Origin of the sequence: Pseudomonas sp. ADAK18, assembly GCF_012935695.1 — a bacterium.
Lineage (GTDB): Bacteria > Pseudomonadota > Gammaproteobacteria > Pseudomonadales > Pseudomonadaceae > Aquipseudomonas.
This window is the reverse complement of record NZ_CP052859.1, coordinates 2280616-2291902: the sequence shown is the minus strand read 5'-3', so window position 1 is coordinate 2291902 and position 11287 is coordinate 2280616. Positions and strand designations below refer to the sequence as shown.

Here is an 11287-nt window from a genome sequence, read left to right as displayed (position 1 = left end):
CAATCAGATTAGTTGAACGGGTGTTCAATCTCTACCCACAAATGATGAGAGGAGGGCGCGGCATGGCAAAAGATATTTCCTGGCAAGTGACCGGAGACTCGGGCAATACGCTGCAGGTTGGCGCCTGGCGCTTTGAAGGCGACGGCAGTGGACCGAGGGTGCACCTGCAAGCCGGGGTACACGCCGACGAAATCGCCGGGATGCTGGTGCTGCATCAACTGTTGCCCCGTTTGCAGGCATGCCAGGATCAAGGGCGGCTCAAGGGCAGTATCACGGTGGTGCCCCAGGCCAACCCGCTCGGCATCGGCCAGTTTCGCCAGGGGCGCTTGCTGGGGCGTTTTCACGATGCTACCGGGCAGAATTTCAACCGCGCTTTCGATCACTCCCTGGCAATGGAACGGCCGGCCAGCAACCTCGCGCACTGGCAAAAGAGCCTGGTGCAACTGGCCGGTGATGCCGATCTGGTGCTGGACCTGCACACCGATGACGAGGCCTTGCCGTACCTGTACATCCATCGCAACTTCTGGCCTGACGGTTTGGCGTTGGCGGCGGCCTTGAAGGTGGACCTGGTGATTGTCTGGGACGAGGGCGGAGATGGTTCTTTTGAAGAAACCATCATTGCCCATGCCGACCCACGACTGGCGGCAACCATTGAACTGCGAGGCCAGGCGGATGTGAGCGACGCGCTGGCACAGCAGGACGCCGAAGGTCTCTGGGCCTGGCTCTGCGTAAGCGGGGTCATCGATGAAGTTGCGGTGATTTCCGAGTGGCAAGGGCAGGTCATAGACATGGGCTGCATGGAGACCGTTCTTGCGCCTTGTGCGGGCGTGCTGGTGTTTGAAAAAGCCTTGGGTGACGCGATCGAGGAGGGCGAGCGGTTTGCCAGGATTATCCGGCGGCCCGGCGACCCGGGCTCTGAGGTTGTGCTACGTGCTGCACAAACCGGGCGGCTGGTGACTCGGCATCGGGAGCGGTTGATAGCCCAGGGCTCTGTGGTGGCGAAGTTTACCGGCAGTCGTTTGTCGGAGAACTGGAGTGGTGGGGTGCTGGATCCTTAGGTCCAGCCCTTTCAAGGTCTTTAAAAAATCAGTCGCATCAGGCCAGGGATGAAGATCTAACCGGCGATGTGAACACCTTGTGGGAGTTGTCGAGCCCCGGCGAGGCTCGACAACTCCCACCCTTGATCTTCACTGCCCTGAGCTGGAGGTTTCAAGCGTATTGGGCGGCATGCTCAAAGACCTTGGAAAGGCTGATCCTTAGGCCAAGACCGCAGCCTATTGGTGCATCTTGCTATAGCTAACAAACAGACTGACTGGCTGCCTTTGCTGGGCGAGACCATCAAACAGTTGTTTGAGATGAGTGGGGAAATGGCCTGAATGATCGTGCGTGTTTATCTCTTTTAGTACGTGATGAAACGTTTCATCATCCGATAAAAGGCGCACGCAAGCGCTTGCGCAAGTAAATTTATCTGATTAGAGTCGACCCCAATCAGGTCACCCGATACCGCGTTATCGGTGATGATCCAGGTACAACAATAAAAATATCGGGGTCACCATGCACCTTGAAACCACCGCAATTCCCCTGCTTGAAATGCGCGCCATCTCCAAGACCTTCAACGGCCTGCGGGTGCTCAAAAACGTCGGCCTGAAAGTCTTCCCCGGTGAAATCCACGCCTTGATGGGCGAGAACGGCGCCGGCAAGTCGACCCTGATGAAAATTCTCTCCGGTGCCTATCAGGCCGATGATGGCGGCGAAATCCGCATCGAAGGCCAGCCTGTCGCCCGTTACACCCCTGGCACCGCCAAAGCCCTCGGCATCGCTGTGATCTATCAGGAGTTGAGCCTGTGCCCGAACCTGAGCGTGGCCGAGAACATCTACCTGGGCCGTGAGCTGCGCCGTGGCTGGACCATCGACCGCAAGGGGATGGAGGCCGGTTGTATTGAAGTCCTGGCGCGGCTGGGGGCCGAGTTCAAACCATCAACCCGGATCAGCACGCTGTCGATTGCCGAACGCCAATTGGTGGAAATCGCCCGCGCCCTACATGCCCACGCCAAAATCCTAGTGATGGACGAGCCCACCACGCCGTTGTCGTCCCGCGAGACGGACCGGCTGTTCGCCTTGATCAAACAACTGCGCAGCCAAGGCCTGGCGATCATCTACATCAGCCATCGCATGGCCGAGATTTATGAACTGTCGGACCGCGTGTCGGTGCTGCGTGACGGCGAATACGTTGGCGAACTGGCCCGGGACGTGCTGTCTGCCGAGGTGCTGGTGAAGATGATGGTAGGTCGCGACCTCTCCGGGTTCTATAAGAAAGAACATGCGGCCTACGACCCAGGCGCCGTGGTGATGCGCGTGCGCGACATGGCCGACGGCAAACGCGTGCGCCAATGCAGCTTCGACTTGCACGCCGGCGAAGTGCTGGGCATCGCCGGGCTGGTGGGCGCCGGGCGTACCGAATTGGCACGCCTGATTTTTGCGGCCGACCCGCGCATCTCCGGCACCCTGGAAGTGGTGGGCAAGACCGTGACGCAACTGCGTAATCCGGCGGATGCGATCCGTGCCGGCGTCGTCTACCTCACCGAAGATCGCAAAGCCCAGGGGCTGTTCCTCGACATGAGCGTGGCCGACAACATTAATGTCTGCGCCTGTGTGCCGGATGCCCATGCGGGTGGGGTGCTGGACCGAGGTCACGCGGCGCAGCGGGCCACTGATGCCATCAAGTCACTGTCGATTCGCGTCGCCTCGGGCAAGGTCAATGTCGGAGCCTTGTCCGGTGGTAACCAACAGAAGGTGCTGCTGGCGCGACTGCTGGAGGTCAAGCCCCATGTGCTGATCCTCGACGAACCCACCCGAGGCGTGGACATCGGTTCCAAGTCGGAAATCTATCGGATCATCAATCAACTGGCGAAGGCCGGCGTCGGCATTGTGGTGATCTCCAGCGAACTGCCGGAAATCATCGGTACCTGTGACCGCGTGCTGATCATGCGCGAGGGCCAGTTGGTGGCCGAAGTGGGCGGGGCGTCCGGCCATGAAATCTCGCAGGAACGCATTATCGACCTTGCCACCGGTGGCGAGCAGGTGGCCGCCCATGGCTAATCCCAACAAGATGGAGAGCAACGCGATGAGCCTGGACACGCCTGCAACGGTCAACAAACGCGAGCGTATTCAAGAGTTGATGCGCACGGTGGGCATGCTGCCGGTACTGGTGCTGTTGCTGGTGGGTTTTGCCCTGGCCAGCGAGAACTTCCTGACGGTGCAGAACCTGTCGATCATCACCCAGCAAGCCTCGGTGAATGTGGTGCTGGCGGCGGGCATGACCTTTGTGATCCTCACCGCCGGCATTGACCTGTCGGTGGGGGCGATTCTCGCCGCGTCTGCCGTGGTTGCGCTGCAAGCGTCGATGTCGCCCCAGTACGGCATGCTGGGGATTTTTGCCGGTGTCGGCTTCGGCCTGTTGCTGGGCCTGGTCAACGGCGGGTTGATCGCCTTCATGCGCCTGCCGCCGTTTATCGTCACCCTCGGTGCGCTCACCGCTATGCGTGGCCTGGCGCGGTTGCTGGCCGACGACAAGACCGTGTTCAACCCGGACCTGCCGTTTGCGTTTATCGGCAACGATTCGATCCTTGGCGTGCCGTGGCTGGTGGTGATCGCAGTGGCCGTCATCGGCCTGTCGTGGTTCATCCTGCGGCGTACGGTGATGGGGGTGCAGATCTATTCCGTGGGCGGCAACCCGGAAGCGGCGCGCCTGTCCGGGATCAAGGTGTGGAAGGTGCTGCTGTTCGTCTATGCCATGTCCGGTGCCTTGGCCGGCTTGGGCGCAGTGATGAGCGCCTCGCGACTGTTCGCCGCCAACGGCCTGCAATTGGGCCAATCCTATGAGCTGGATGCGATTGCGGCGGTGATCCTCGGCGGCACCAGCTTTACCGGCGGCGTCGGCACCATCGGCGGCACCCTGATTGGTGCACTGATCATTGCGGTGCTGACCAATGGACTGGTGCTGCTGGGGGTGTCAGACATCTGGCAGTACATCATTAAAGGCATCGTGATCATTGGCGCGGTGGCGCTGGATCGTTATCGCCAGTCCGGTGTGCGGACCTGATTTTTCAATGCTGTTCTCAACAACAATCACAAGAGAGCCATCATGAACTTCAAACGCATCTTTCCTGTTGTCGCCTCCTTGAGCCTGGCCGTGCTGATGTCACAAGCCGTACAGGCCCGTGAACTGAAAGCCATGGGCATCAGCATGGGGTCGTTGGGCAACCCGTATTTCGTGACCCTGGCCGACGGTGCCACGGCGCGAGCCAAGGCGTTGAACCCAGCGGTCAAAGTCACTTCGGTGTCGGCCGATTACGACCTGAGCAAACAGTTTTCGCAGATCGATAACTTCATTTCGTCCAAGGTCGACTTGATCCTATTGAATGCCGTCGACCCCTCGGCGATGGCCTCCGCGATCAAGAAAGCCCGGGATGCCGGGATCGTGGTGGTGGCGGTGGACGTCGATGCCAAGGGCGTGAATGCCACGGTGCAGACCGATAACGTCGAGGCCGGCAAGCTGGCCTGCCAGTTCATCGTCGACAAGCTGGCGGGCAAGGGCAATGTGATCATCCAGAACGGCCCGCAAGTGACGGCGGTGACCGACCGGGTCAAAGGTTGCAAAGCGGCCCTGGCCGGCGCGCCGGATATCAAGGTGCTGTCCGATGACCAGGACGGCAAGGGCTCCCGTGAAGGCGGGCTGAACGTGATGCAGGGCTACCTGACGCGTTTCCCGAAAATCGACGGACTGTTCGCCATCAATGACCCGCAAGCCATCGGCAGCGACCTGGCCGCCCGCCAGTTGAAACGCAGCGGTATCATCATTACTTCCGTGGACGGTGCGCCGGACATCGAGAACGCCCTGAAGACCGAATCATCGATCCAGGCTTCGTCCAGCCAGGACCCATGGGCCATGGCCCAGACCGCGGTGAACGTCGGCAACGACATTCTCAATGACAAGGTCCCGGCCGAAGCGGTTACCCTGCTCACGCCGAAGCTGATCACCCGTGACAACGTGGGCACTTACAGCGGTTGGTCGAGCAAACATTGAGGCAGTAAGGGGAGAGCAACGTGGCAACCATGGATGATGTGGCGAAGATCGCCGGCGTGTCGACGTCGACGGTGTCCCACGTGTTGAACGGCACCCGCAAGGTCAGCGCGGACACGGTGCAGGCAGTACAGCAAGCGATCCAGGCACTGGGTTATATCCCCAACACCCTGGCCCGTTCGCTGGCGCGCTCGACCACCAACACCATTGGCGTGGCGATCTCGGCGCTCTCCAACCATTACTTCAGCGAAACCGTGCACGCGATTGAAACCGAGTGCGCCAAGCATGGCTTCATGATGCTGTTCGTCGACACCCATGACGATCCCGAACAGGAGCTGCGGGTGATCACGGCGCTGCATCATCGACGGGTGGACGGCATCATTCTGGCGCCGTCCAGCGGGTCGCTGGCCTTGGAGTACCTGCAAGCTAACTCCATCGCGGCGGTGCTGGTGGACCGTATGGTCGACGACGGGTTTGATCAGGTCGGGGTGGAGAACACCCAGTCCACCCAGGCCCTGATCACGCACCTGATCGAGCATGGGCACCAGCGTATCGGCTTCGTCGCCGGGCGCGCCGGGCTAGGCACCACTGACGAGCGAGTGCTGGGCTATCAGGCCGCGTTACAGGCAGCGGGCTTTCCCCTGGATCCGGCGCTGCTGGTCAATGGCGGCTCCAACAGCGAACCGGCGCGGCAGGCCACCCGGCAGTTGCTGGCGCTGTCATCGCCACCCACGGCGATCATGGCCGGCAACAACCTGATGACCCTTGGCGCCATGCACGCGTTGCGTGATGCAGGGATCGAGGTGCCTGGGCAAATGGCGCTGGTGGGTTTCGATGATTTTGACTGGGCAGACTTCTTTGTGCCGCGCCTGACCTTGATTGCCCAACCCGTCCAGGAGCTGGGCGCGCGAGCAGTCAGTTTGCTGCTGGAACGCATGGCATCACCCAAACGTAAAAAACACAGTGTGCGCCTGGCACCCACTTTGCGGATTCGCCATTCATGCGGCTGTCCTTGATCGGAAAATCATCGGTATGAGCAGTCCTGTTTCCCTCGGAATCGACCTCGGCACTTCGGAACTCAAGGCCATCTTGCTGGATGAGCGCGGCGGCGTCCTGGCCCATGCCGGTGCCCGGTTGACGGTGTCGCGGCGCCGCAGCGGCTGGTCCGAGCAGAATCCGCATGACTGGTGGCAGGCTTGCCTCAGTGCGTTGGATCAATTGCGCCTTGAGCAGCCCGAGGCGTTTGCCCGAGTGTGCTGCATTGGCCTGTCCGGTCAGATGCATGGCGCGGTGTTGCTGGGGGACGACGACCGCGTGTTGTACCCGGCAATTCTCTGGGACGACTCCCGGGCGGTGGCCCAGGCCGAAGCCTTGGGGCGTGACTACCCAGGCTTTGCCGAGGTCACCGGCAGTTTGCCAATGGCGGGGCTGACAGCCCCCAAGTTGCTATGGATGCAGCAGCATGAGCCACAGGTGTTCAACGCCATCGACTGTGTGCTGTCACCCAAGGATTACCTGCGCCTGCGCATGAGCGGCGAACGCATCAGCGATGTCTCGGATGCAGCCGGCACCTTGTGGCTGGACGTGGCCAACCGTTGCTGGTTCGAGCCAATGCTGCGTGCCACAGGGCTAAAACTGTCGCAAATGCCGTCGCTGGTAGAAGGCGGTGCCGCCAGCGCACGCGTGAACCACACAACAGCGGTAGAGCTGAATCTGCCCCCTGGCCTGGTGATCGCCGGGGGAGGAGGGGACAACCCGGTCGCAGCGGTCGGTATTGGCGCAATCAACGCCGGTGACGGGTTTATCACCTTGGGCACCAGCGCTGCAATCGTCGCCATTACTGACCATGCAGCGGGCAATCCTGCCAGTGCCGTGCACAGTTTTTGCCATGCGTTGCCCAATCGTTGGTACACCATGGGTGCCATGTTGGCGGGCGCCAGTTGCTTGCGTTGGGTGACCCGGTTGACGGGTTTCGCCGAGGAACAGGCGTTGCTGGATCAGGTGCAGGCACTGTTGCCGATCGGGCATCCGGTACCGCTGTCCAACCCGCTGTTTCTGCCCTACCTGGCCGGGGAACGAACACCTCACAACGATCCCTTGTTGCGGGGTGGTTTCATGAACCTGGGCCACGACTGCACCCCGGCAATGCTTGGTTATGCGGTGATGGAGGGGGTTGGTTTCGGGTTGCTGGATGCGCTGCATTCGGTGCAGTCCGCCGGCGCAACAGTACAGGCCTGTGCCCTGGTGGGCGGTGGTGCCCGCAGTGAGTACTGGGCGCAGTTGCTGGCTAACATCCTCGAGCGGGAGATTTATACCTTGCAGGGCAGCGAACTGAGCGCGTGCATTGGTGCGGCGAAACTGGGGTTTCAAGCTATGGGGCTTGGCGCCGAACTGTTGTCGGCAGGCATGCCGGTCAAGGTGCGGTTTGTTCCGGATGCTGCACAACGGCCAAGATTGCAGGCTCGCTATCGCAAATTCCAAGGGCTGTTGACGGCCGCGCAGGCGTTGCATGAGTGAAACCCGCCCGGGTCTGATACTCTGCCGCCGCACAAACCGAGGCGGTACTGACAAGGATGACGGGCATTGGAATTTACTGAAAATATTGTGCCGCTGATCACGGGCAAACTGAAAAACAACACAGTCGACCTGAAAATATTCTCCCCCTATCTGACAGGGGACGTCGCTTTAGACATAGCAAAACTGGGTAAAAGCGCGAAAGTATTCACGCTGTTGAATGTGCAGGTACTCGCGTTCGGCTCCTCCTGTTATTGCACGATAAAAGCGCTTATAGACGCGAAGTTTGAGGTTTATTCGGTTCCCAACCTGCATGCCAAGATGATTATCGCCGACGGGTCGTTCATTACGGTGGGCAGCCAGAACTTTACGGATAATGGGAATACCCGGAGCAAAGAGGTCAGCTTCCTGTTTAGTGGAATGAACACTCGAGCTCGTTCGATTGTCTCGAAACTGGAGGCTGCGGCCGAGAAGATCACGCCTGATTTTTTGGAGGCGGTAAAACAGAAGGCAGACAGTTTTTCGGCGCGCTATGAGACGTTAAAAAACGAGATTGATCAGGCTGAAATACATTTGAGCTCTGCAAGAAAGCAAAGCTCGAAGAAAGAGCGGAAAATCGGCCTCCAGGTGACGTCGGCGCTGGGGCGAAGGCCACAATCAAACCCTCGAAAATGCAGGGTGTCTTCACGCTACAGCGACAGCAAATCGATGTTTCAGTACTCGTTAATGGGGCCACATCTACTGACCTGGTCTATCAATAAAGAGAGCCACCGTCTTAAGCCTCAGTACCGTTACCTGTGTATATCGAAGGAAGGGAAAATCGGTTGGGTCAGGGTAAACAATACCGTCTATTCAATTATCGAAGATCAGGTAGATCTCAACGTGGGAGACATCCGCCAACAGCCTGAGTGGACGGCGCAGGTTGATGCATCTGAGCTGGCCCGAAAATCGACGCAGGGTGAATCCAACTTACGTGTCACGGTATTTAACGCGGCCGGGCAGGAACTCTGCCATGTGTACATGAAATACAATATTTCGACACTCTCCTTGTATCCAGCGGTCCTGCCGAACGTCACTCCGGGTATGCGCCGCCCGTTGGCAGAGTGTCGTGCGGCTATTCGCTGGATCGATACTCACGCAGACCGTTTCAGAGCGGATATAAAGCGCCAGATCACAGAGCCTTTTAAGTTCCACGACAGATTAACCGGTCAGAGAGCCGATACTTTTTTTGGCCGAAATGACGCTGCGCACTACGTGAGACTGGTTGATCTGGGCAAGGGCGTCGTTGCGCTGCGAGTCACCGATACGCCCATGTGAGCATCCATCAGTGCCGGTCGATCCACACCGTCTGCGCATTGCAGAACTCACGTACACCGAAGTGCGACAGCTCTCGACCGAACCCGCTTTTCTTCACGCCACCAAAGGCCACCCGAGGGTCCGAGGCACAGTAACCATTGATAAAGACACCGCCGGTTTCCAGCCGGTCCGCGATGTGGCGTGCCCGCTCAAGGTCTGCGGTGAAAACCGTCGACGTCAGGCCAAACTCGCTGTCATTGGCAAGCGCCAGGGCGTGCTCGGCGTCACGGGCGGTGATGATCGACGCCACCGGGCCAAACAGTTCCTGCTTGAAGGAGGTCATCTGGTCGGTGACATCCGCCAACACGGTCGGCTGATAGTAATTCCCGGCACCGTCCACCTTGTTGCCGCCCAGCAGCAACGTGGCGCCTTCGGCCAGCGTGGCCTGGACTTGTTGATCCAGCTCATCGCGCAGGTCGAAGCGCGCCATGGGGCCCACGTAGGTTTCAGCAGACTGCGGGTTACCGATGACCAGTTGGCGGGTGGCGGCGACAAAACGAGCGGTGAAGGCTTCCACCACTCCCTGCTCGACGATCAGGCGCTTGGCCGCGGCGCATACCTGGCCGGTGTTCTGGTAGCGGCCAATCACGGCGGCCTGGACCGCGACGTCGAGGTCGGCATCGTTAAGCACGATAAACGGATCGGAGCCGCCCAGTTCCAGCACGCACTTCTTCAAGGCTGCACCGGCCTGGGCACCAATCGCCATCCCGGCACGCACGCTGCCGGTGAGGGTCACGGCGGCGATTCGCGGATCAGCGATGGCTTTGGAGACGCCGTCCTGGTCGACGTTGATCACCTCGAACAGGCCCTCGGCAAACCCTGCACGCTGGAACGCATCCCGCAGCAGGTAGGCGCAGCCCATCACGTTTGGCGCGTGCTTGAGCACGTAGGTATTACCCGCGAGCAGCGTGGGTACCGCACCGCGCAATACTTGCCAGATCGGGAAGTTCCACGGCATCACGGCCAGGATCGGTCCCAGCGGGCGGTATTCGATGCGCGCGTGGCCGTTGTCCACCTGCACAGGCTCGGCCTGCAGCATGGCCGGGCCGTTTGTGGCGTACCACTCGCAGAGCTGGGCACATTTTTCAATCTCGGCGCGGGCCTGGGTGATGGGTTTGCCCATTTCCAGGGTGATCATCTGCGCCATGGATGTGAGGCTGTCGCGCAGTACCCGGGCCAGATCGAGCAGTTTTTGCGCACGTTGTTCGACGGGAATCCGACGCCACGCGGCAAAGCCAACGGTGGCGCGTGTCAACGCCGCATCCAGCTGGGCCTGGGTTTCAAAAGGGTACTGGCCCACCGTCTCACCGTTGGCGGGGTTGATGGAAACAGCGTAGGGAAGGGGAGTCATGGCACCGTCCTGCTCAGTGAAGAATGAGCTCAGGTTACGGCGCTGTTGCTTTTCCGGAAACTGAATAATACTAAGCCTTTCATTCACGTTTGGAGAGTGACTTGGATTTGGTCCAGCTGGAAATTTTCAAGGCAGTGGCGGAGCAGGGCAGCATCAGCGCCGCTGCCCAGTTGATTCACCGGGTGCCGTCAAACCTCACCACCCGTATCAAACAGTTGGAACAGGACCTGGGGGTGGACCTGTTTATTCGCGAGAAAAGCCGTTTGCGTCTGTCGCCGGCTGGCTGGAGTTTTCTCGGCTATGCCCGGCGCATCCTGGAACTCGTACAAGAGGCACGCATGACCGTCGCCGGCGATGAGCCCCAGGGACCGTTCTCCTTAGGCTCCCTGGAAAGCACCGCTGCCGTGCGGATTCCTGCGCTGCTGGCCGCCTATAACCAGAAGCACCCCAAGGTCGAGTTGGCCCTGGCCACGGGCCCGTCCGGCACCATGATCGACGGTGTACTCGCCGGGCACCTGACCGCCGCGTTCGTCGACGGCCCCGTGCTGCACCCGGCGCTGGAAGGCGTCCCGGTGTTTGAGGAAGAAATGGTCATTATCGCGCCGCTGCACCACCCGCCGATTACCCGCGGGCAGGACGTTGGCGGTGAGAGCCTGTACACGTTCCGGCCCAACTGTTCCTACCGGCACCACTTCGAGGGTTGGTTCACCCAGGACAGTGCAGTGCCCGGCAAAATCTTCGAGATGGAGTCGTACCACGGCATGCTCGCCTGCGTCAGTGCCGGCGCCGGGCTGGCATTGATGCCTCGCAGCATGCTGGAGAGCATGCCGGGGTTTACGGCAGTGAGCGTCTGGCCGCTTTGCGACAACTTGCGCTTTTTGCAGACGTGGCTGATCTGGCGCCGGGGCACGGTGTCCCAGAGCTTGACCATGCTGGTGCGGTTGTTGGAGGAGCAGGGGTTGGTGAGGGCGCAGGCCTGATCA

Annotated in this window: 9 protein-coding genes; 8 read left to right on the top strand and 1 reads right to left on the bottom strand. The window is 60.2% G+C overall.

Annotated features, from left to right (window positions below; all coding sequences use genetic code 11):
* Positions 1-62: 62 nt before the first annotated feature.
* From HKK55_RS10355 to HKK55_RS10325, 7 genes are all read left to right on the top strand, one after another.
* Positions 63-1058 (top strand): succinylglutamate desuccinylase/aspartoacylase family protein, encoded by a 996-nt coding sequence (locus tag HKK55_RS10355; protein WP_169354570.1) that lies wholly within the window; start codon positions 63-65, stop codon positions 1056-1058.
* A gap of 496 nt (positions 1059-1554) precedes the next feature.
* On the top strand, positions 1555-3099 hold the full coding sequence (locus tag HKK55_RS10350) for a sugar ABC transporter ATP-binding protein (RefSeq protein WP_169354569.1): 1545 nt from the start codon (positions 1555-1557) through the stop codon (positions 3097-3099).
* Positions 3092-4102, top strand: a complete 1011-nt coding sequence (locus tag HKK55_RS10345) for a ribose ABC transporter permease (RefSeq protein ID WP_237151336.1) — start codon at positions 3092-3094, stop codon at positions 4100-4102. Before HKK55_RS10350 ends, HKK55_RS10345 begins: the two co-directional genes overlap by 8 nt.
* Before the next feature lie 42 nt (positions 4103-4144).
* The gene (locus tag HKK55_RS10340; RefSeq protein ID WP_169354568.1) at positions 4145-5086 is read left to right on the top strand and encodes an ABC transporter substrate-binding protein; all 942 of its coding nucleotides are present in this window, start codon (positions 4145-4147) and stop codon (positions 5084-5086) included.
* Positions 5087-5106: 20 nt separating this feature from the next.
* On the top strand, positions 5107-6099 hold the full coding sequence (locus HKK55_RS10335) for a LacI family DNA-binding transcriptional regulator (protein ID WP_169354567.1): 993 nt from the start codon (positions 5107-5109) through the stop codon (positions 6097-6099).
* A 16-nt stretch (positions 6100-6115) separates the two neighbouring features.
* The gene (gene xylB / locus HKK55_RS10330) at positions 6116-7600 is read left to right on the top strand and encodes a xylulokinase (RefSeq protein ID WP_169354566.1); all 1485 of its coding nucleotides are present in this window, start codon (positions 6116-6118) and stop codon (positions 7598-7600) included.
* A 66-nt stretch (positions 7601-7666) separates the two neighbouring features.
* The gene (locus HKK55_RS10325) at positions 7667-8914 is read left to right on the top strand and encodes a phospholipase D-like domain-containing protein (RefSeq protein WP_169354565.1); all 1248 of its coding nucleotides are present in this window, start codon (positions 7667-7669) and stop codon (positions 8912-8914) included.
* Between the two features lie 7 nt (positions 8915-8921).
* Here HKK55_RS10325 and HKK55_RS10320 read toward each other — a convergent pair whose 3' ends face one another.
* Positions 8922-10304, bottom strand: coding sequence for an aldehyde dehydrogenase family protein (locus tag HKK55_RS10320; RefSeq protein ID WP_169354564.1), 1383 nt, complete (start codon positions 10302-10304; stop codon positions 8922-8924).
* A 101-nt stretch (positions 10305-10405) separates the two neighbouring features.
* On the opposite strand from HKK55_RS10320, the gene HKK55_RS10315 reads away from it, so the two are divergent.
* Complete coding sequence (locus HKK55_RS10315) at positions 10406-11284, top strand: LysR family transcriptional regulator (RefSeq protein ID WP_169354563.1); 879 nt, start codon at positions 10406-10408, stop codon at positions 11282-11284.
* Positions 11285-11287 lie beyond the last annotated feature (3 nt).

Coding starts and splice junctions, on each gene's coding strand:
- HKK55_RS10355 (WP_169354570.1), top strand. CDS start 63: ATGGCAAAAGATATTTCCTGGCAAGTGACCGGAGACTCGGGCAATACG.
- HKK55_RS10350 (WP_169354569.1), top strand. CDS start 1,555: ATGCACCTTGAAACCACCGCAATTCCCCTGCTTGAAATGCGCGCCATC.
- HKK55_RS10345 (WP_237151336.1), top strand. CDS start 3,092: ATGGCTAATCCCAACAAGATGGAGAGCAACGCGATGAGCCTGGACACG.
- HKK55_RS10340 (WP_169354568.1), top strand. CDS start 4,145: ATGAACTTCAAACGCATCTTTCCTGTTGTCGCCTCCTTGAGCCTGGCC.
- xylB (WP_169354566.1), top strand. CDS start 6,116: ATGAGCAGTCCTGTTTCCCTCGGAATCGACCTCGGCACTTCGGAACTC.
- HKK55_RS10320 (WP_169354564.1), bottom strand. CDS start 10,304: ATGACTCCCCTTCCCTACGCTGTTTCCATCAACCCCGCCAACGGTGAG.